The 20,214-nt window shown below is 50.5% G+C and carries 18 protein-coding genes; 10 read left to right on the top strand and 8 right to left on the bottom strand.

Going from position 1 to position 20,214, the window contains the following annotated elements; genetic code table 11:
* Positions 1-97: 97 nt before the first annotated feature.
* The 4 genes from ACZ45B_RS00205 to ACZ45B_RS00190 form a co-directional block, all read right to left on the bottom strand.
* Positions 98-1,765 carry an ABC1 kinase family protein gene (locus ACZ45B_RS00205; protein ID WP_024546901.1) on the bottom strand — a complete coding sequence of 556 codons (1,668 nt, stop codon included), beginning with the start codon at positions 1,763-1,765 and terminating at the stop codon, positions 98-100.
* Positions 1,766-1,814: 49 nt separating this feature from the next.
* Entirely contained in the window at positions 1,815-2,642 is an 828-nt protein-coding gene (locus ACZ45B_RS00200; protein WP_081699685.1) for a prepilin peptidase, read from the bottom strand.
* 174 nt (positions 2,643-2,816) lie between these two features.
* The gene (locus tag ACZ45B_RS00195; protein WP_024546903.1) at positions 2,817-4,073 is read right to left on the bottom strand and encodes an S-layer homology domain-containing protein; all 1,257 of its coding nucleotides are present in this window, start codon (positions 4,071-4,073) and stop codon (positions 2,817-2,819) included.
* 754 nt (positions 4,074-4,827) lie between these two features.
* Complete coding sequence (locus ACZ45B_RS00190) at positions 4,828-5,577, bottom strand: carbonic anhydrase (protein ID WP_024546904.1); 750 nt, start codon at positions 5,575-5,577, stop codon at positions 4,828-4,830.
* 194 nt (positions 5,578-5,771) lie between these two features.
* Here ACZ45B_RS00190 and ACZ45B_RS00185 point away from each other — a divergent pair, with 194 nt between their 5' ends.
* Positions 5,772-6,548, top strand: coding sequence for an ABC transporter ATP-binding protein (locus tag ACZ45B_RS00185; protein WP_024546905.1), 777 nt, complete (start codon positions 5,772-5,774; stop codon positions 6,546-6,548).
* Positions 6,549-7,250 (top strand): ABC transporter ATP-binding protein, encoded by a 702-nt coding sequence (locus ACZ45B_RS00180; protein ID WP_024546906.1) that lies wholly within the window; start codon positions 6,549-6,551, stop codon positions 7,248-7,250.
* A 16-nt stretch (positions 7,251-7,266) separates the two neighbouring features.
* On the opposite strand, the gene ACZ45B_RS00175 is transcribed toward ACZ45B_RS00180, so the two are convergent.
* Positions 7,267-7,653, bottom strand: a complete 387-nt coding sequence (locus ACZ45B_RS00175) for a winged helix-turn-helix transcriptional regulator (RefSeq protein ID WP_024546907.1) — start codon at positions 7,651-7,653, stop codon at positions 7,267-7,269.
* A 185-nt stretch (positions 7,654-7,838) separates the two neighbouring features.
* Here ACZ45B_RS00175 and acsF point away from each other — a divergent pair, with 185 nt between their 5' ends.
* The 4 genes from acsF to ACZ45B_RS00155 all read left to right on the top strand — a co-directional run bounded on the left by acsF (position 7,839) and on the right by ACZ45B_RS00155 (position 12,215).
* A complete protein-coding gene (acsF, locus tag ACZ45B_RS00170; protein ID WP_024546908.1) occupies positions 7,839-8,915 on the top strand; it encodes a magnesium-protoporphyrin IX monomethyl ester (oxidative) cyclase in 1,077 nt (358 codons plus the stop codon).
* A gap of 68 nt (positions 8,916-8,983) precedes the next feature.
* Entirely contained in the window at positions 8,984-9,742 is a 759-nt protein-coding gene (locus ACZ45B_RS00165; RefSeq protein ID WP_024546909.1) for a biliverdin-producing heme oxygenase, read from the top strand.
* A gap of 155 nt (positions 9,743-9,897) precedes the next feature.
* The gene (hemN, locus tag ACZ45B_RS00160; protein ID WP_024546910.1) at positions 9,898-11,295 is read left to right on the top strand and encodes an oxygen-independent coproporphyrinogen III oxidase; all 1,398 of its coding nucleotides are present in this window, start codon (positions 9,898-9,900) and stop codon (positions 11,293-11,295) included.
* 77 nt (positions 11,296-11,372) lie between these two features.
* Complete coding sequence (locus ACZ45B_RS00155) at positions 11,373-12,215, top strand: acyl-CoA desaturase (protein ID WP_024546911.1); 843 nt, start codon at positions 11,373-11,375, stop codon at positions 12,213-12,215.
* A 133-nt stretch (positions 12,216-12,348) separates the two neighbouring features.
* On the opposite strand, the gene ACZ45B_RS00150 is transcribed toward ACZ45B_RS00155, so the two are convergent.
* Complete coding sequence (locus ACZ45B_RS00150) at positions 12,349-12,876, bottom strand: FKBP-type peptidyl-prolyl cis-trans isomerase (protein WP_024546912.1); 528 nt, start codon at positions 12,874-12,876, stop codon at positions 12,349-12,351.
* Between the two features lie 267 nt (positions 12,877-13,143).
* Here ACZ45B_RS00150 and ACZ45B_RS00145 point away from each other — a divergent pair, with 267 nt between their 5' ends.
* A complete protein-coding gene (locus ACZ45B_RS00145) occupies positions 13,144-14,259 on the top strand; it encodes an ATP-dependent 6-phosphofructokinase (RefSeq protein ID WP_024546913.1) in 1,116 nt (371 codons plus the stop codon).
* Here the strand turns inward: ACZ45B_RS00145 and ACZ45B_RS00140 are convergent.
* Positions 14,240-14,803, bottom strand: a complete 564-nt coding sequence (locus ACZ45B_RS00140) for a COP23 domain-containing protein (RefSeq protein ID WP_024546914.1) — start codon at positions 14,801-14,803, stop codon at positions 14,240-14,242. The genes ACZ45B_RS00145 and ACZ45B_RS00140 overlap by 20 nt on opposite strands.
* A gap of 84 nt (positions 14,804-14,887) precedes the next feature.
* Positions 14,888-15,355: a Tic20 family protein gene (locus ACZ45B_RS00135; protein ID WP_096415629.1), complete on the bottom strand. Its 468-nt coding sequence runs from the start codon at positions 15,353-15,355 to the stop codon at positions 14,888-14,890.
* A gap of 174 nt (positions 15,356-15,529) precedes the next feature.
* On the opposite strand from ACZ45B_RS00135, the gene ACZ45B_RS00130 reads away from it, so the two are divergent.
* The 3 genes from ACZ45B_RS00130 to psbA all read left to right on the top strand — a co-directional run bounded on the left by ACZ45B_RS00130 (position 15,530) and on the right by psbA (position 20,137).
* On the top strand, positions 15,530-16,585 hold the full coding sequence (locus ACZ45B_RS00130; protein ID WP_024546915.1) for a fatty acid desaturase: 1,056 nt from the start codon (positions 15,530-15,532) through the stop codon (positions 16,583-16,585).
* Positions 16,586-16,731: 146 nt separating this feature from the next.
* Positions 16,732-18,885 (top strand): lytic transglycosylase domain-containing protein, encoded by a 2,154-nt coding sequence (locus ACZ45B_RS00125; protein ID WP_024546916.1) that lies wholly within the window; start codon positions 16,732-16,734, stop codon positions 18,883-18,885.
* Between the two features lie 169 nt (positions 18,886-19,054).
* Positions 19,055-20,137, top strand: coding sequence for a photosystem II q(b) protein (psbA, locus tag ACZ45B_RS00120; protein ID WP_096415623.1), 1,083 nt, complete (start codon positions 19,055-19,057; stop codon positions 20,135-20,137).
* Positions 20,138-20,214 lie beyond the last annotated feature (77 nt).

The following is a 20,214-nucleotide window of genomic DNA, read 5'->3' as shown; positions in this document are numbered from 1 at the left end:
ACGGTAAACTCTGGCCATCAATAGGCCGCAATAGAAATGCAATTACAAAATATTTTTATTTTCTGGTTTTTCAAAAAGTCAAAACTGTCCAGCCACTCTATTTCCGAATAAATTGGTCGAGGCGTTCTTGGATAAGCAGTTGTAGTAAGGCTCTGAAGGTTTGGATGCCAAAAAATAGAGCTCCTAAGACGATCGCCCCAGTGAGAAAAATGGGGGGTGATTGATGCCATAGCAAAATACTAGCAATGGTGCTAAAGCCCCAGAGCATGCCGTACATCATTGTTTTGAGCGCGAGGTACATGCGCCGCAATTGGCGATCGCCTTCGACAGATTTAATCCGAAATTGCAATTCTCCCAATTCAATGCGAGATTCAAGGTGTTTGATCGCCATTTCTGCCCGCGTGGGTTTCTGAAATTGATAAAGAACAAATTCCTTTGTTTGCTGGGCCAGGGCAGTGAAGCGATTTTCTCCCGGTTGGTTTCCGGTCGCCACACTGCGAATAAATGGCTGGGCAGCGGCCAAGAGATTGTACTGGGGATCGAGAGCCCGAGCAATGCCATCGAGGGTCGTGAGAGCTTTGATAATGAAGGTCATCTGGGGCGGCAAACGAAAGGGTTGCTGCTCGAACATTAAATACAGTTCACTGCTAATGGCTTCGAATTCTTGTAAATCAATGGGGCGATCGCGGAACCGATCCAGCAAAAACGCAATCATCCGTTTCACTGGGGTCATGTCTGCCATGGGTTCAACCAGACCCATATACACTAATGTTTCTAGCACCTCATCCGTATCCTTTCGCAAGACGGCAAAAAAGGTGCGCATCATCTGGTTTTTTTCCATGGACTTGACCTCGGTCATCGTCCCGAAGTCATAGAAAATCAGCTTACCACTAGCATCAACAGCCATATTGCCTGGGTGGGGATCTGATTGGAAAAAGCCATCTTGGAGGAGTTGTTTTAGATAAGAAGAAATACCTAGACTAATAACATGGTCCGGGTTGATGTCGCTCGCTTCAAGGGCGGCCCGGTCATCAATCTTTATCCCCGGTAAGTATTCCATCGTCAGCACTTTATGGGTGGTATGTTGCCAATAGACTTTTGGGACGAGGATTTGCGGATCTTCAGCGAAGTTTGCCCGGAAGTGATCACCGTTTTTGCCTTCATGAACATAATCAATTTCTTGGTAAAGGAGCTCAAAAAATTCGCGGTAAATTTGCCGGAGTTTATATTTTTTTAAATCTTTGAACAGCAGATCTAGCCAATTGAGGAGTCTTTCAAGTACCTGCTGGTCTACCTGAAAAAGACGATGAAGGCCTGGACGCTGCACTTTGACAGCCACGGCTTCTCCGGTATAGAGGGTGGCCCGGTGTACTTGGCCCAGACTGGCGGAGGCCAGGGGCTCTAACTCAAAGTCCTTGAAAAGGGCATAAACAGACTTGCTGAATTCTTGTTCAATTACGGCGATCGCCTCTTGGCCCTTGAAGGGGGGAACTCGGTCTTGGAGTTGACTGAGTTCTGTGATGTATTCGACCGGAAAAAGGTCGGGCCGGGTAGACATCGCCTGCCCAATTTTAATAAAGGTGGGACCAAGGTCGAGGAGGTGATTCACGAGCCAGCGGGCCTGACGATGCCGCTTGCGAGCGGGGTCGCCACCGGGGAGCTTGTCTTTTCCCAGTCGGAGGATGAACCGAGCAGCCACGGTAAATATTTCGAATTGCCGTTGCCTGAGACTGAGTTTTTTCCGTTGCCAGCGGGGAGGTTTCACGGTTTGGGTTGCCCTAAATTTCGACCATCACCCATCATACAGAAAAGCCTCATCCCGCAAACGTATTTAAATAGAGGGCAATGAGGCGATCGCCCCAAAATAAACCCATCACCGCCCCTAAAGCGAGAAAGGGGCCAAAGGGCAATGGCTGCTGGCGTTGGTGCTTTCCTAAACCCAGGGCGCTACCAATGATCACCGTCCCAAAACCACAGGCGAGCACGACCGTCAGTAAAACATTTTGCCAGCCGAGCCAAGCGCCAATCATCGCCAATAATTTTGGATCCCCTCCCCCCATAGCTTCCTGACCCAAGAGAGCAGAGCCCACGACTCCGATAACGTCTAAGAGCCAGATTCCCAAGACCGCCGCCCCTATCCCGGCGATCGCAAAATGAATCGCTCCGTTGAGGCCGTTCTCGCGCCAGCCGAGGGCGACTTGAAACAGTAAACCCAACCCCAGACCCGATTGGGTCAAGGCATTGGGTAACGTCAAGGTGTCGAGATCGATCAGAGCGAGGGCCACGAGCCAAAAGAGCAAAGTAAACCCCGCGATCGCCTCTAGGGTCAGACCAAACTGTGCCACCGTGATCACGCACAGTAAGCCCATTAGAACCTCCACAAGGGGGTAGCGTGGTGAAATGGGCCCTTTGCACCAGCGGCATTTCCCCCCCAAAGTCAGCCAGCCTAATACTGGAATATTTTCCCGCGCGCCCAGTTGATGACCGCAGTGGGGACAGCGAGACGGAGGATGCCATAGGGACAGCCCCGCTGGGACACGGTAGACCACTACGTTGAGAAAGCTACCGAAACAAGCACCCCAAATGAAGAGAAAGCAAAAGGCGATCGCCATCAAGCCGGACTGTTGCAGCAACGGGAGCATCGTGTCTTTTTAAAATCCTAATCAATCAGCCCCATTATGCCCCTTTGACCGAGAAAAACAATCCTTTTCTTTGTGAGCTCAAAGCAGGGCAACATCAAGCGCTTCCCAAATTCAAAGGGCGCGGGATTTACTGCCTCCCACGCCCACTGTCAATTCAATCAAGCTCGCCCGATATTAGGGATTAACTCGGAGCACAAGGTCGTTGTTTAGGGTGAGGTCAAGATCCGTATTCGTTTCTACGACTAACAGATCAACCCGATTGAGGCCCAAGAACTGCGGGATTAGGGTCGCTAAGATTCCGGCCCCAGCACCGATGAGTAGTTCTTCTGTGGCGATCGCCCGGTCTCCGGTAACAGCAGAGATCGCCGCCGCTGCCCCCGTCCCTAGAACTGCATTTCTTAACAAACCGCCCAGCTCCATGCCCCGGGTCACACTTTCAGTTTCGGTAATCACCTGAGACGTTGCATTGACTGAGTAGGTTTGGCCATTAGGCAGATTTAACTGTTGGGCCACAAAGCGAGTGCCATTGCCCGACGGCCGGAACTCCCCTCGAATTTCACTCCCCTGGGGAATCAAAACAACCCCTTGGTTATTCACAATATTGGCATCAACTGTCAAGGTGACCGGTGCGGTCTCGTCCCGCATCAATAAAATTTTGTCAGCCTTATAACTGATGGGAATGATCGTTCCAGCATTAATGCGATAATCTACTGCCACCACATCCTGGGCAACGATGTAAGGGGAATTAATCGCCTGTACCTGATTTTGGGAAAGGAGCGCCTGGTAGATAAAAGCGGCAACCTCTGCCCGTGTTGCATTACGTTTGGGGTTGAGTTGCTGAAGATCTGAGTAATTCACGACCATCCGGCGTTCTGTCGCTGCGGCGATCGGGCTCCGGGCAAAATCTGCGATACTGCCGCTGTCACGGTAATAGCCTAACGTCGTGTTCGTATCATTGCGAGGCGTGTAGTTTAAACCATTTGCTAGGGCGACCAAGACCTGTTCCCGGGGAATGTTTTGTTCAGGTCGAAATACTTGCCCTGGATAACCCGAAAGAAATCCCATTTCGTAGGCGTTGTTAATCGCCGTAAAGGCCCAATAACTACTCGGTACATCGCCAAAGGCGATCGCATTTCGGTTTGTGCTTTTTGGCAAAGCTTTTTGAACCATGGCCGCAAATTGAGCCCGTGTTACTGGCGCATCAGGACGAAAAGAGCCATCAGGAAACCCCGCAATGACGCCCCGATTTACCAGTTCATTGATAAACCCTGCGGCCCAATAGTTACTGGAAACATCAGGGAATTGATTGGTTTGGGCGACGACCGCAGCGGGCTGTAATAAAGAACCTTGGAAAGGAAGAGTTGTGCCGAATCCAAGGCTTAAGGCTAATAGAAGGGCTGTGGATTGACGAAATTTTCTTGGGTTGGACATTTTATTTTTCTCCTCTAGTTTACATAAATACATCTGTATTTTTCGAATTATCTTCACCCTAGCACCAATGCTATTCTTTCTTACTTAAAAAATACTTAAGTTCAATAACTATTGCTAGATTTGAGTAGGCTTTAGGACGATTTCTTTAGGTAAAAAGTTGCCAGAAAATATTAAGAAAAAGTTTTTGTAGGTTAAGCCTTTCAAAAACACCCCAAAGAAAACCCAGACTCCGTTTTTTTCCTAAGAGAAACAATCAAGACAGCACCAACCCCAAAATGTTCCTGGTGAATGATGTTCTTCATCCCTCAAAAATTTGGCGATATAGGCGATCGCTTCCCTAAAAAAGAGTAAAAATTTGGCATTATGCCCATCAATACAGAATATTTGTACTATCTAAAGCAGTAAGATTATTTTTCAGCACCAAAAAGTGGTTTCGCTTGGAGACTTCGGAAAAAGAGAGAACGCGGCCAAATCCGAAGAGAATATTCCTTAATTTGCCGGATTTAGGGGTCGGGAGCTCACCAATGGCCGAGTCTTCGTTTTCGGTATTTTTCCATTCAAGGAAAATTTTTTGCAAAACACACCGCCGTCCCGCAGGATGCCCAAGCTTTACTTCCCCGTTACATCCTCCCAACGTTCATTCGAAGTTGAGGTCAACCATAGCAAAAGAGAGATATGCGATTTCCAGGGGCTCGAATCCCCCACCAGTTAAAATTCAATAGTCATTGGTTTTGAGGCTTAAGGAATACGGCCCTCAGCCACTGACAGAGAAGGTATCACCCTCGCCATACCATGCCGAAAGGCTAGAAGTAGCAGGTATTACATAGGGAATCGGGCAGCCTTCAGGGGGTTCATGCTCCTGGAGTGGTTTTTCATCAATGAGGCTGTAGTCAGGCTTGACATAGGCATGGCGGGCTTCGTCATAGGCAAGCACTTCACCGTTTTCGATGTTGTAAATCCAGCCATAAATTTTCAATTTACCCTGGTGCAGACGCGATCGCACAATGGGGTAAGTCTTGAGATTGTCAATTTGGACGAGGACATTTTCTGCCACGAGGGTTTCTACGAGCTCTTCCCCTTCACAGTGGGGATAGGTATCGCGTACGAGACGACGGGTCGCTTCAGCATGCTTGAGCCAATCACAAACCAAGGGCATATCCGCTTGCAGTTTATCGAGTTTCAGCAAGCCTTTCATCGCGCCACAGTGGGAGTGACCACAGACAATAATTTGACGAATATCTAAACCTTGGAGGGCATATTCGAGGGTTCCCCCTTCACCGCCATTGGCTGCACCATAGGGCGGAATGATGTTACCTGCGTTGCGAATGACAAACAGTTCCCCAATGTCGGTTTGGGTGATCAGGGCCGGATCGACGCGGGAGTCGGAACAGCAGATGAAGAGGACGCGGGGCTTCTGGCCGTGGGAAAGCTGTTCGAGGAGGTCATGGTGACTCGCCACGTAATTTTGCTTAAATTTGTCCAGACCGCGAATAAGTTTTTTCACTGTTCGATCATCCAGGTCGAAATGGGATCACTGCTGAGAAATCATAGTAAACCAAAACAATCCCCTGATCGCCATGAGAATTCTGCATTGGGATCATAAGTACAGCCAATTATTCCTGTTTTGGGGGATAACAATATCTGGCGATCGCCTACCAAGATACCGCTAAAATGAGCTTGTTTCAATCGGTCGAGCCTATGGAAAAATCTGGCAAACCTATCCTTGAAGTGCAACATCTCACCCGGCGTTTTGGGGGTTTGGTGGCTGTGCATGATGTGTCATTTCCGGTGGCCCCTGGGGAAATTTTTGGGCTGATTGGGCCGAACGGGGCTGGGAAAACCACTTTTTTTAATCTACTCACTGGGATAATTCCCCCTTCGACGGGGCAAATTCTCTATCAAGGTCAGGGTATCCAGGGTCTCGCCCCCCACCGGATTGCTGCGAAAGGCATTGCGCGGACATTTCAAAATCTCCGGCTGTTTGGGAATGTATCGGCCCTCGAAAATGTGGCGATCGCCCGCCACTTACACCAAAGCAGCAATATTTTTGAGAGCATTCTCGGTTTGCCTAAGGCCCAAAAAGCGGAACAGGAGACCTACGACCGCGCGCAAGAATTATTGGATTTGGTTGGTTTGACGGGGAAGTATCGGCAACAGGCCAAGAATTTAGCCTATGGAGATCAGCGCCGTTTAGAAATTGCCCGGGCCTTGGCCTTAGAACCCAAACTATTGTTATTAGATGAGCCCGCCGCCGGGATGAACCCCAATGAAAAAGGGGCCTTGAGTGACTTGATTCGCCAGATTCGCGACCAATTTAACCTCACGGTGGTCTTGATTGAGCACCACATTCCCTTGGTGATGGGTTTATGCGATCGCCTGGCGGTGTTGGATTTTGGCGAGCTGATTGCCCTGGGGTTACCCGAAGAAGTAAAAGCAGATCCAGCGGTGATTGAAGCCTATCTGGGGGATGAATAAATGCTGGAATTGATTAATGTATCGGTGAACTATGGCGGCATTGAAGCCCTCAAAGATATTCACTTGACGGTGCAGCAAGGAGAAATCGTCACGCTTATCGGGGCCAACGGCGCCGGGAAAACCACGACTCTCCGGGCGATCTCCCGCCTATTGCCCCTGCGCCAAGGGAAGATCCTGTACAACGGCATCGATATCACCAAAAAAGCGCCCCATGAAGTGGTCTGTCTTGGCATTGCCCAGAGCCCCGAAGGTCGCCGGATCCTCGCCCGCCAAACCGTGTTAACGAATCTAGAGTTAGGCGCTTATACCCGTCAAGATCAGCTAGGGATTAAAGCGGACCTGGAAAAACAGTTTGCGATCTTTCCGCGCCTCGCAGAACGAAAAAATCAGATTGCGGGCACCCTCAGCGGTGGGGAACAGCAAATGTTGGCGATCGCCCGGGCGGTGATGAGTCGGCCCAAACTGCTGCTCCTCGATGAACCGAGCTTGGGTTTGGCGCCGCAAATTGTGAAGGAAATTTTTCAAGTGATCCGCCAACTGCACGCCGAGGGAACCACTATCCTTTTGGTTGAACAAAATGCGAGCCTCGCCCTCGAATGTAGCGATCGCGCCTATGTACTAGAAGCAGGTTATCTAAAAATTAGCGGCCGGACCCGGGACCTCCTCGCCGACGAACGAGTAAAGGCCGCATATTTGGGCTAATACCAATGACATTGGTTTAAACGCTCTGGGCGCTGGGTTCTGGTACCCCTTGCAGCGGACAAACACAGGTATCCTGATCGAGCCACTGGGAGCCCACTTGGTGCAACGCGACCATCACCGGTTGAAGCTCGCGGCCCTTTGCGGTCAAACTGTACTCCACCCGGGGCGGGATCTCCGCATAAATGCGCCGTTCTACCAAGCCATGGGTTTCTAATTCCCGTAGACGCACCATTAAAGTCTTTGTACTGATTCCCGGGAGCGCTTTGAGCAGTTCATTGGTGCGGCGATCGCCCCCAAACAGCTCCCGCAAAACCAGGATTGACCACTTATTCCCCAGCAAATCCACCACAAATTGGATCGGACATTGAAACGCCGCATTATTGCAAGGATTTGGGTCGATCATCAGCTCACCTAGCATTTAATCTGAAAACTTTAATATTTCTTCAATGTTGCTGCAATCCCAATGAGGTCCATATTTTTTTACTGCAGGTAACTATAGGATACCCCAAGAAACTGTCTTGAAACTTCCGGTAAACTCCGAAAAGATGGGCACCAACAAAGTTTTAAAAAGTCCCCTTTAAACAGCCTATGGTTACGCTCCCTGCCCAGCCAAACCCGGAACTCCTTAGACCTGGGGTCAAAAAGCCTGTTAAAGAAACCCTGCTGACGCCTCGCTTTTACACCACAGATTTTGACAAAATCGCCAATATGGTCCTGTCTTCCCAGGAGGAAGAAATTCTCGCGGCCCTAGATGAATTGCGGGCCGACTATAACAAATATCATTTTGTCCGGGACGACAGTTTTGAACAGTCTTGGGACCATTTCGACGAAAAAACCCGCAGCATTTTTGTGGACTTTCTAGAACGCTCTTGCACTTCTGAATTTTCTGGCTTTTTACTCTTTAAAGAACTGTCCCGCCGCCTGCGCGATCGCAGTCCAATCCTTGCCGAAGCTTTTCACCTGTTGGCCAGAGATGAGGCGCGCCACGCGGGCTTTATCAACAAGTCCATGGTAGATTTTGGCCTCTGTTTAGATCTGAAATATCTCACCCAAAAACGCACCTATACTTTTTTCCCGCCGGAATGGGTAATTTACACGGTTTATCTATCGGAAAAAATCGGCTATTGGCGCTATATCCTCGTTTATCGCCACCTGGAAAAACACCCGGAGCACAATATTTATCCACTGTTTAAGTATTTCGAGAGCTGGTGCCAGGATGAAAACCGCCATGGGGACTTTTTTAAAGCGCTGTTGCGATCGCAAAAATCCCTCTGGCAAACCTGGCAGTCCCGCCTCTGGTCACGCTTTTTCCTGTTGACGGTGTTTGTGACCCATTCCCTGACAACGTTGGAGCGGTCTGATTTCTACGAAATGATCGGCCTCGATGCCCACCAGTACAACCGGGATGTGATTCGCAACACCAATGAAACCTCTCTGCGGGCTTTCCCAGAGGTGCTGGACACAGATCATCCCCAGTTTTTCTCCCGCTTGGAAGCCTGCGCCGCGGCCAATGAACAACTCAAGGCGATCGCCGGCAATGGCAAACCCAAAGTGATTCAGTTTTGCCAAAAACTCCCCTGGATCGCGAGCATCCTCTGGAATATGGCCTTGATCTTCTTCGCCAAGCCCATTGATGCCGAGGCCCTGCGCTGCGAAGTTCACTAAAGCTTTCGTTGATTTTTCTCCAGAATTTCTCCCAAAACAGTCCGACACCCATTTCCCATGGAGTAGCTATGACAACCCTATCCCAACGTCTCCGGTTCGGGACCCAAACGTCCCACACCCTCTCGGAAAACACCGCCTTTATGAAGTGTTTTACCAAAGGCATCGTGGAGAAAGCCCCTTTGCGGAAATTACTCGCTAATTTGTATGGGGTTTATCAAACCCTAGAAACCGCCTTCGAACAGCACAAAGACCATGAGATTTTGGGGCAAGTTTATTTTCCTGCCCTCAACCGAGTGGCCCATCTGGAAGAAGATTTAGCTTTCTATTATGGTGAAAATTGGCCAGAAAAATTGGAACTCCTTCCAGCTGGCAAACTTTACCGGAGCCACCTCCAGGAATTAGCAACCAATCATCCAACATTGCTGATCGCCCATAGCTACGTGCGTTACCTGGGGGATCTGTCTGGGGGCCAAAGCCTGAAAAATATTATCCGTTCGGCGCTGGATTTACCTGATACTCAGGGCACGAGATTTTATGAGTTTGACCAGTGGCCGATCCCAGGCGATCGCCGTGATTTCAAACTGCGATACCGCGATGCCCTCGATGCTTTGGCCCTCGATGAATTGACAATCCAGGCGATCATCAACGAAGCAAATTATGCTTTTGCCTTGAATCGGGATGTGATGCATGAGCTGGAGCCGGACGTCAAAGCAGCGATTGGGGAACATACTTTCGATCTGCTTACCCGCCAAGACCGCCCCGGCAGCACCGAAAACCACCATCGTCGCCATCCCGAAGACCAGGCGATCGCCACTGCTCCCGTCTAAAACAAGTTTTAACCTCGATTCCATAGCGTTCTTCAGCGCCTCTGTCAGATCAACTGCTTCCTAACCCGGAGGTGCTGGGGAATTTTTTTCAAAAACTTTTCAAAAACGCCTGTTTATCGCTTTTTTATCAACCCAGAAACAAACCACGTTTTTCCATGAATTTAGCTGCGCAAAATGTCCGCTTCGATGGGCAACTCCTCCAGAAATATAATCAAGCGGTCCCCCGCTACACGAGCTACCCCCCAGCCACAGAATTAACTGCTGAATTTAGCCCTGATCTGTTCCGTCAGGCGATCGCCCTGGGGAATTATAAAAAAACGCCCCTTTCCCTCTACTGTCACATTCCCTTTTGCGAAAAGCCCTGTTATTTCTGCGGCTGCAATACGATCATCACCCAGTACAAACCTGCCGCCGCCACCTACTTGGATTACCTCATGCGCCATATTCAGCAGGTTGCGCCTCTAGTATCGGGCGATCGCCTAGTCCAACAGCTCCACTGGGGCGGCGGCACACCCAATTATCTCAACCTCGATCAAGTAACACTTCTCTGGCAGACTCTCCAGGACAATTTTCAATTTGCCCCCGATGCCGAAATTTCCATTGAAATTAACCCCTGCGATGTGGACCGCGACTATATTTTTGCCCTGCGCCAGTTGGGGTTTAACCGCCTTAGCTTTGGCATCCAAGACTTTAATCCCCAGGTGCAGGCGGCTATTAACCGCATTCAACCGGAAGACAAACTATTTGAGGTAATGGCCTGGATCCGACAAGCGGGCTTTGAGAGCGTCAATGTGGATCTCATCTATGGTCTGCCCTACCAAACCTTGGCGACGTTTACGGAAACAGTGGAAAAAACAATCCAACTGAATCCCGACTGCATCGCTGTTTTTAGCTTTGCCTATGTGCCTTGGCTCAAGCCCCTCCAAAAACGGATGCCCGAGGCGGCACTACCCCCCACTGCTGAAAAGTTGGAAATCCTCAAAATGACGATCGCCAATCTCACCTATCGCGGTTATACCTTTATCGGCATGGACCACTTCGCTAAGCCCAATGATGAATTGGCGATCGCCCAACAGGCCGGCCAGCTCCACCGAAATTTCCAGGGCTACACCACCAAGCCCGAATCAGATCTCCTGGGCTTTGGCGTGACCTCGATCAGTATGTTGCAGAATGTCTATGCCCAAAACCACAAACGGCTGAAGGATTTTTACGGGGTGATCGATACACAGATTTTACCGATCGAAAAGGGTGTCCAACTCAGCCAGGATGACCTAATTCGTCGCACCGTGATTATGGAATTGATGTGTCAGTTTCGCCTGTCGGCCCCGGAGCTGGAGCAGAAATATCACCTGGGCTTTGACCTGGATTTTAACGACTACTTTCAAGGGGAACTCCACGCCCTAAACGACCTAGAAGTCGATGGTCTGATTCACCGCTCCGGGGATGGCTTCCAGGTGACTGCTAGTGGCCGCCTACTCATCCGCAATATTGCGGCGGTGTTTGACACCTATCTGCAACACAAAACTGAGCAAACTTTCTCAAAAGCGATTTAGCGATCGCCCTCCTGTTCCTGGGGTGAATCCCTAACCCGACTTACCCCATTCGCCTTGTTCTATTTTTTTGAGAGTTCATGACCCAATCTGTGCAACAATCCGCCCCGCAGCCGACCCTGGACTGGGTGGCCGTATTTTTCTTTGGTACTGTTCATCTTTTGGCCCTTGGTTTGGCCCCCTTCTTTTTTTCCTGGTCGGCGATCGGCGTCTGTCTATTTCTCCACTGGCTCTTTGGCAGCATCGGCATTTGCCTCGGATACCATCGCCTCCTGAGTCACCGCAGCCTCAAGGTACCGCAATGGCTCGAATATGCGATCGCCCTCATCGGCGCTCTAGCACTCCAGGGGGGACCGATCTTTTGGGTTGCTGGCCACCGTCTACACCATGCCCACACCGAAGATGAGACCAAAGATCCCTACTCGGCGAAGCGGGGTTTTTGGTGGAGCCATATGCTCTGGATTTTTTACCCGGACAAACAATTTTTCGACGCCGACCAATACAGCCGCTACGCCCAGGATTTGGCCAAACAGCCCTTTTATCGCTGGTTAAATCGCAATTTCCTGCTGCTCCAAATTCCTTTGGCGATCGCCCTCTATTTCCTCGGTGGCTGGTCTTGGGTGGTTTATGGGATGCTCCTGCGAGCGGTGCTGCTCTGGCACAGCACTTGGTTTATCAACTCCGTGACCCATGTGTGGGGTTACCGCAGCCACGCCAGCGATGACAACTCCCGCAACCTCTGGTGGGCGGCGATCCTCACCTATGGCGAAGGCTGGCACAACAACCACCACGCCTATCCCAGTGTGGCCAAAGCCGGTTGGCGCTGGTGGGAAGTGGATGTCACCTGGTGGGTGATTTGGCTGTTGCAACGGCTGGGCCTCGCCACCAAGGTGATTATGCCCCCGGCGATCGCCTCCGATTAACCCAGCGACGACAAGTTTGTTTCTGGGATCTATTGATGTACAAAAAATCCCCCGCTCTCCTGTGGAAAGTAGGGGATTTTTATTATCAGGTTAACTCTAGTTAACCGTTGCTAATCCTGTAGATACTAAAGTTCTAGCGAATGCCGAGGAGTTCGACATCAAAGATCAAAGTGGCGTTGGGGGGGATCACACCGCCAGCACCGCGAGCGCCGTAGCCCAATTCTGCGGGAATAATCAGGGTGCGCTTACCACCGGGTTTCATGGTGATCACCCCTTCATCCCAGCCCTTAATCACTTGGCCGACACCAATCACGAAGGAAAAAGGTTCATTTCGTTTAACGGAGCTGTCGAAAACCTTACCGTCGGTGAGCTTGCCAGTGTAGTGGACAGTGACCATTTCGCCGGCCATGGGAAATTCCCCTTCACCGACTACTTCGTCGATGTACTGGAGGCCAGATTCGGTGGTCACTGCTTTTGATAAATCAAGATCCATATTTTTGAGTTCCTCGGTGGGGTTAGCGGCAATTTGTACCGCTGGGGCATTGGTCGGGGTCAGTTCAGCGGCGATCGCCGTTTGATCGCCCACATTAAAGACCGCAGACAAGATTAACATGACCCCACAGATGACGATGAGTCCAAAGCTAAACCAAATTTCTCGCATGAATACTTGTTAACTCCCAGATATATAAACAGTTGATTTTACTTTCCCTATCTTACTGGGCCATCCGAGATCCTTCCCAGTGCCTCCACGGGTCAGGAGGAATTGTCGGCGATCGCCTTTTGTCAGCAGAAAAACATGATCAACTGTCAAAAAAATCACACAAAGACATCCAGGCCCCCAGGAGATGATCTATGCTGACCCAAAATAGGCTTATTGGTAATTGCATGCCGATCGCCTGCCAGAATTACACGCACAAAACAAGCAACTATGGGACAAATCAAAAAAATTGGCGTGCTCACCAGTGGCGGTGACTGTTCCGGCCTTAACGCCGCCATTCGCGCCGTCACCCGCTGTGCCCGCAATCGCTACGGCTGGGAAGTGATCGGAATTTGTCGCGCCACCCTGGGTCTCCTGCAAGACCCCCCAGAAACCATCGAGTTAACTGAAGACCGCGTTGATAGTTGGCTCACCATGGGAGGCACCATGCTCGGCACAACCAATAAAGGAAATCCCTTTGCATTCCCCATGGAAGATGGTTCCCTTAAGGATCGTTCCGAGGAAATTGGGGCTGCCTACCATCGCCTTGGTTTAGATGCCCTGGTGGGCATTGGCGGCGATGGCAGTCTGGCGATTTTACAAAAGTTAGCGCAGATTGGCGGGATGAATTTGGTGGGCATCCCGAAAACCATTGATAACGATGTGGGGATCACCGAGCGCTCCATCGGCTTCGAAACCGCCGTGAATATTGCCACGGAAGCCCTCGATCGCCTGCACTTTACCGCTGCAAGCCACAATCGGGTGATGATCGTTGAAGTAATGGGCCGAGATGCGGGGCACATCGCCCTCAACGCTGGGATTGCGGGGGGCGCTCATGTGGTCCTCATCCCAGAGATTCCCTATGACATGAAGCAGGTGTGTGAATTTATCTGCGATCGCCAAAATTCTGGCAATGACCACACCCTCGTTGTGGTGTCTGAGGCCGTTTGTACCACAGCTGGCGAAACCCTTAAGCATGAGTTGCAATTTGGAGAATGTCGCCTTGGGGGGATTGGGCAATATATGGCCGATGAGGTGGCCAAAAAAACCGGTGCTGAAACCCGGGTCACAGTGCTGGGTCACATTCAGCGGGGTGGCATCGCCTCACCCCTCGATCGCCTTTTGGCTTCGGCCTTCGGGGTCGCCGCCGTAGATCTAATTGCCCAGGGCCAATTTGACCGAATGGTCACCTGGCAAAATGGTCGGGTTTCTAGCGTACCGATCAGTGAAGCGATCTGTATCAATCGGGCGGTAGATCCCCATGGCACCTTAGTCCAAACGGCCCGGGGGTTAGGAATTTGTCTAGGCGATCGCCCAACGGCAGAGGTTACTGGGTCGATGGCCTAAGGAGAAAAGGCTGGAGGTCGAGGGGCGCTTGATTGCTCGTTTCTAAGTTCAGCGCTTCTCCCCAATGACGGAGAGGCGCTGTCAACTCTCCAAAAAATGCCGTTGGGTCAGTGTCAGGCCGCAGGATGACGAGAGTACTACAGCGATCGCCTTGTTCTTGGGTGATCGCACAGACCGCATGGCGCTCTGGAGTGGCCACATTTGGCTGATAAGTCAATGCTTGGAGCCCCTGGGGAATGAGACGATCTAAGCGCTGGGCGACCTGCTCACAGCGACTTTGGGGAGAAACATCCCCCTCCATACCCGGTACTATCCGTAGCCAAGGTTGGGATTGTGCTTCATTTTGGTGGAATACCGTCCAAACTATTTCCCCCGCCTGGGGATCCACCACCGTCTGGCAGGTAAATTGACGCGATCGCAAGATATTGCGTCCAACCGCATGGCTCATTCCCACCGTCAACCCAATGGTCAAAAAGGTGATCGCCACCATCCCCCCCAACAGCAATTGGTAAGGCTCTACCATCATCAACTTTGGCATTTCCATCTATTTCCCGATTAGAGCGTTTCTTTCGTCTCAAAAAAGCCGCTGAAAGTTTCCAAAAACGTTTTATTTTTTGATCAAAACGCTCTAATAGGGCAGTTGTGCCCGGGCTGCATCAGAAATCGTCGGCAGATCAGCATATCGGCCCAGCACCGACTGAACCATTGCGTAACCACAGGCCACTAGGGTCCCCAAAAACGCAACATTAGAAATCGTTTCTACGAGGATGCCTCCCCCCCCAAAACCAAATAACTGAATCACAATGCTCAACAGAATCAGCGCAATATCAATAAGAATCGCCTGTAGAGTGTTGAAGCGAATGAAATGGCTGATCCGGCTGTTTCGCACCACCGCGCTATAGAGCACAAAAAAAATAATCAGGCCTGCAAAGGGAAAAGAGTAAAGGCGAATCAGCGGCTGTAGGGGCACATAGATAATGGACAAAATCGGAAACCGCATTAAAAACGGAACCCCTAAAGGCAGGGCATAAACGAGGGGTAGCAAGTATGGTAAAGCCCCAAAGAGGCGGTCTGTAGGTTCGGTGGTAGTGGACATAAATCTCTTGCGCAATGGACTAATTCTTATTTTACAGAGAAGTTCTCGATTCCTGCCGGCGCGGAAAATCGTCGTAAAAAAATGCCTGACTTAGGGTATTTCTGCTGATTTTCCCTGCATTCTGACAAAAAGCAGTAGAATTGTGAACATTTGTTAATCCTTTTTTGAAACTGAATGCAAACTACAGTCCGCTCCCCCGGGAGCAGCGAGTTTTCACGGCAAGATCTTCCCTTCACCCTTAAGGACGTCAAAGCAGCCATCCCAGAATACTGTTTTCAACCTTCGGTCTTCCGTTCCCTCGCTTACTTTTTCTTAGACATTGGCATTATCGCGGGTCTCTATGCGATCGCCGCCTATTTAGATTCTTGGTTTTTCTACCCTATTTTCTGGTTTGCCCAGGGCACAATGTTTTGGGCATTATTTGTGGTCGGCCATGATTGCGGCCACGGCTCTTTTTCTAAATCAAAATTTTTAAATAATCTCATCGGCCACCTGAGCCACACCCCGATCTTGGTGCCGTTCCACGGTTGGCGCATCTCCCACCGCACCCACCATGCCAACACGGGCAATGTCGACACCGATGAAAGTTGGTATCCCATTCCTGAATCAAAGTATGACCAGATGGGCTTTGCGGAAAAATTTGTCCGCTTCTATGCGCCCCTGATCGCCTATCCGATCTATCTGTTTAAGCGATCGCCCGGCCGGGGCCCGGGTTCCCACTTCTCCCCTAAGAGCCCTTTGTTCAGATCCAATGAGCGCAATGACATTATTGTCAGCACCGGGGCAATTTTAGCCATGGTCGCTTTCTTGGGCTGGTTTGCGGTGCAATTTGGATTTTTAGCCTTTGTGAAATTCTACTTTGTACCCTATGTGATTTTTGTGATTTGGTTAGACCTGGTCACCTATCTGCACCACACTGAAGATGATATTCCCTGGTACCGGGGCGACGATTGGTACTACCTTAAGGGTGCCCTCTCCACCATCGACCGGGACTATGGCATTTTTAACGAAATTCACCATAATATCGGCACCCATGTGGCCCACCACATTTTCCATACTATCCCCCACTACTACCTCAAGGATGCCACCGAAGCGATCAAACCTTTATTGGGGGACTACTATCGGGTCAGCCATGCTCCCATTTGGCGCAGTTTCTTCAAATCCCAGAAGGCCTGCCACTACATTGCTGACCAAGGGTCACACTTGTACTATCAACCCGAGAAAAAATAGGTTTACTACGCTCACTTTAATTCAATTGCCCCTAGCCCTAATTTCTTAAGGAAATTGGGGTTTTTCTTTGGTGGTTTGAGAGGGCTTCAGCAGCTTGAAAGGAGATCGCCTATGATCGAAACCGTTGAATTTATTCTGGCAGCACCATGAAACGGGTCCGGGTTACCTACAGTTCACCAACATTTGTGATTGGGCTTTGTCTCACGGGGTTATTGGGCCTCGGGGCGATCGCCCACCGGAATCAACTCCTCCCGCTTTCGCAAACCAGTGGCCAAATTGAAAGTCCAGCGGACATTGATTCAGAGGTACTCGCCCTGGTGGAACTTTCTCCGGCAGAACGGCGGGACAGACTGGAGGCGATCGCCGCCGATCAACGTAATCCCCTTGACCAGAGTCGCGCCCGTTACTTGTTAGGGATGGATCATCTGGTGGCCGAAGATGGAGCCGCTGCCTTGGCCGCCTTTGAAAATCTAGAACGGGATTATCCCGCACTCACACCCCATATTTTGATTAAGCGGGGCCGGGCCTATGAGTTGATGAACAATCCTGAACAGGCCCAGGTGATTTGGTTTGATGTGGTGCAAAACTATCCGGAAGATGCGGCCGCTGCTGAGGCTCTGTTTCGTCTCAGTGCCTATGACCCGAAATATGCAGACCAAGCGATCGCCGAATATCCGGCTCATCCCCGGAGCCAAACCTTGATTCAGGAGCGCCTGACTGAAAATCCGCGCCAACAAAATCTCCTAGAACTACGGTTAAAATACGATGCCGATGCCCCCGACATTGCCCAAGTGCGCCGCAATTTAATAGATAATTTTGGCGATCAGCTATCCCCCGAAACTTGGCAGGCGATCGCCGATAGTTTTTGGAACCAGTGGCAATACACTGATGCGGCCCAAGCCTATCAAAACGCGCCCCGAACGCCCCAAAATCTATATCGTCTCGCCCGCAGCTTCCAGGTGAGCGACCAACCCAACCAGGCTCGACCCGCCTATCAAGACCTGATCCAAGCGTTTCCCGACGCCCCGGAAACGGGTTTGGGCCTACGCCGCCTCGCTAGTTTAGTGCCCGACAGTGAGGCGATCGCCTATTTAGATCAAGTGATCGAAAGATTTCCCGAAGAAGCCCCCAATGCCCTCTTTGCAAAAGCTGATCTTTTAGAAAAAGCAGGCAACGGCACCGCTGCGAACCAAACCCGTGAGCTGGCTCTGCAAAATCACCGTGACCATCAGGCAACCAGTGACTACCGCTGGCAACAGGCTGAACGCCAGGCCGCAGCAGGCAATTATCGCCAGGCAATTGAGTGGGCCGAGGCGATCGCTACCTTAACCCCAGATCATCCCGAGGCTGCTAAATCGGTTTTCTGGACTGCAAAATGGCAACAACAGCTCAATCAAGCTCGCGCTGCCAAGCAAACATTTGAAAAAGCCCTGAAAAATTATCCCGAATCTTATTACGCCTGGCGGTCGGCGGTGCAGCTCGGCTGGGATGTGGGGGATTTTGATACTGTGCGCACTCTCCAGCCACAACTTAATCTTCCTGACACCCGCCCCGTTCCTCCCGCAGGCTCAGAGACATTCCAGGAACTCTATCGTTTGGGTCAGGATTTTGATGCCTGGAACACCCTCCAACTAGAATTGGCTAGCACAGAAAATTTAACAGTCCCCGAAGCTTTTACCCAGGGTCTTTTAAAACTTGCCCAAGGCCGATATCTCCAGGCCATTAATGGCATTTGGAATCTCAGCCAGCGGGATGAACCAGGCGATCGCCAAGCATGGTTACAACTCCGGGAAAGCGATGGATATTGGCACGCATTATTTCCCTTCCCCTATGCCGAAGCGATCCAGCGCTGGAGCGCCGAACATGATCTAAATCCACTCCTCGTCGTTTCCCTCATGCGCCAGGAGTCTCGCTTTGAAAGAAACATCGAATCCCCTGTTGGGGCGAAAGGGCTGATGCAGGTGATGCCCAGCACCGGTGAATGGATTGCCCAGCAGACCACCGGCAATACCTACGCCCTCGATGATCCCGAAGACAATATCAAGCTCGGTACCTGGTATCTGCGCTACACCCACCAGGAATATAACGACAATGCAATGTTGGCGATCGCCAGTTACAATGCTGGCCCCGGCAATGTGGCCCAATGGTTAGAACGCTATGGCTTGAATGACCCTGATGTCTTTGTTGAGCAGATCCCCTTCAACGAAACACGGGGCTATGTCGAATCTGTCTTCGCCAACTACTGGAATTATGAACGCATCTACAATCCTAAGCTGCGTAATAAACTGGCAGCCCTCTAAGGGGAAGGATTTCGAGGATTTTTCGCCGCTTAAATCACGGCGAATGTTAAAAAAATCCAGAAATACTTTACAAAACTTTATTTTATTGCTAGTATAGACACATCATAAAAAAACAAGTTCTGAAGCAATTCGGAACGCACCTTGATAATTTCATAGCAATCATAAACACATGACTACTACACTACAACAGCGCGAGAGCGCTTCCTTGTGGGAGAAGTTCTGTCAGTGGATCACCAGCACCGAGAACCGCATCTATGTCGGTTGGTTCGGCGTCCTGATGATTCCTACTCTTCTCACTGCCACCACCTGCTTCATCATCGCTTTCATCGCCGCTCCCCCCGTGGACATCGATGGTATCCGTGAGCCCGTCGCAGGTTCTCTTCTCTACGGTAACAACATCATCTCTGGTGCTGTTGTTCCTTCTTCTAACGCAATTGGTCTCCACTTCTACCCCATCTGGGAAGCTGCTTCCCTCGATGAGTGGTTGTACAACGGTGGCCCTTACCAGTTGGTAATTTTCCACTTCCTCATCGGCGTATTCTGCTACATGGGTCGTGAGTGGGAACTTTCTTACCGCCTTGGTATGCGTCCCTGGATCTGTGTTGCTTTCTCTGCTCCCGTAGCCGCAGCAACTGCAGTATTCCTCATCTACCCCATCGGTCAAGGTTCCTTCTCTGATGGTATGCCTTTGGGTATCTCTGGTACGTTCAACTTCATGATCGTATTCCAGGCTGAGCACAACATCCTGATGCACCCCTTCCACATGCTCGGTGTGGCTGGTGTATTCGGCGGTTCTTTGTTCTCCGCAATGCACGGTTCTCTCGTAACCTCTTCTTTGGTACGTGAGACCACTGAAACCGAATCTCAGAACTACGGTTACAAGTTCGGTCAAGAAGAAGAAACTTACAACATCGTTGCAGCCCACGGCTACTTCGGTCGTTTGATCTTCCAATATGCATCTTTCAACAACAGCCGTTCCTTGCACTTCTTGCTTGGTGCATGGCCTGTAGTCGGTATCTGGTTCACTGCTCTTGGTGTATCTACCATGGCATTCAACCTGAACGGTTTCAACTTCAACCAGTCCATCTTGGACAGCCAAGGTCGTGTAATCAACACCTGGGCGGACATTCTGAACCGTGCGAACCTCGGTTTTGAAGTAATGCACGAGCGTAATGCTCACAACTTCCCCTTAGACTTGGCAGCTGGCGAGCAAGCTCCTGTAGCTCTGCAAGCTCCTGCAATCAACGGTTAAGAACCGCTTGAGTTTTAGGGTTTAGTTGAAAACAATGATTGCTTTGACAGAAAAACTGAATAAGTAATTGTTAGCGA

Source organism: Picosynechococcus sp. NKBG15041c (assembly GCF_055380235.1).
Note: the sequence above shows the minus strand (reverse complement) of the source record. Positions and strands in the feature narration are given on the sequence as shown.

Bases quoted from the DNA above. Each gene is read 5' to 3' on its own strand.
- ACZ45B_RS00200 (WP_081699685.1), bottom strand. From the start codon at position 2,642: ATGCTCCCGTTGCTGCAACAGTCCGGCTTGATGGCGATCGCCTTTTGC.
- ACZ45B_RS00195 (WP_024546903.1), bottom strand. From the start codon at position 4,073: ATGTCCAACCCAAGAAAATTTCGTCAATCCACAGCCCTTCTATTAGCC.
- ACZ45B_RS00185 (WP_024546905.1), top strand. From the start codon at position 5,772: ATGGAAAAATCTGGCAAACCTATCCTTGAAGTGCAACATCTCACCCGG.
- ACZ45B_RS00180 (WP_024546906.1), top strand. From the start codon at position 6,549: ATGCTGGAATTGATTAATGTATCGGTGAACTATGGCGGCATTGAAGCC.
- ACZ45B_RS00175 (WP_024546907.1), bottom strand. From the start codon at position 7,653: ATGATCGACCCAAATCCTTGCAATAATGCGGCGTTTCAATGTCCGATC.
- acsF (WP_024546908.1), top strand. From the start codon at position 7,839: ATGGTTACGCTCCCTGCCCAGCCAAACCCGGAACTCCTTAGACCTGGG.
- ACZ45B_RS00165 (WP_024546909.1), top strand. From the start codon at position 8,984: ATGACAACCCTATCCCAACGTCTCCGGTTCGGGACCCAAACGTCCCAC.
- hemN (WP_024546910.1), top strand. From the start codon at position 9,898: ATGAATTTAGCTGCGCAAAATGTCCGCTTCGATGGGCAACTCCTCCAG.
- ACZ45B_RS00155 (WP_024546911.1), top strand. From the start codon at position 11,373: ATGACCCAATCTGTGCAACAATCCGCCCCGCAGCCGACCCTGGACTGG.
- ACZ45B_RS00150 (WP_024546912.1), bottom strand. From the start codon at position 12,876: ATGCGAGAAATTTGGTTTAGCTTTGGACTCATCGTCATCTGTGGGGTC.
- ACZ45B_RS00145 (WP_024546913.1), top strand. From the start codon at position 13,144: ATGGGACAAATCAAAAAAATTGGCGTGCTCACCAGTGGCGGTGACTGT.
- ACZ45B_RS00140 (WP_024546914.1), bottom strand. From the start codon at position 14,803: ATGGAAATGCCAAAGTTGATGATGGTAGAGCCTTACCAATTGCTGTTG.
- ACZ45B_RS00135 (WP_096415629.1), bottom strand. From the start codon at position 15,355: ATGTCCACTACCACCGAACCTACAGACCGCCTCTTTGGGGCTTTACCA.
- ACZ45B_RS00130 (WP_024546915.1), top strand. From the start codon at position 15,530: ATGCAAACTACAGTCCGCTCCCCCGGGAGCAGCGAGTTTTCACGGCAA.
- ACZ45B_RS00125 (WP_024546916.1), top strand. From the start codon at position 16,732: ATGAAACGGGTCCGGGTTACCTACAGTTCACCAACATTTGTGATTGGG.
- psbA (WP_096415623.1), top strand. From the start codon at position 19,055: ATGACTACTACACTACAACAGCGCGAGAGCGCTTCCTTGTGGGAGAAG.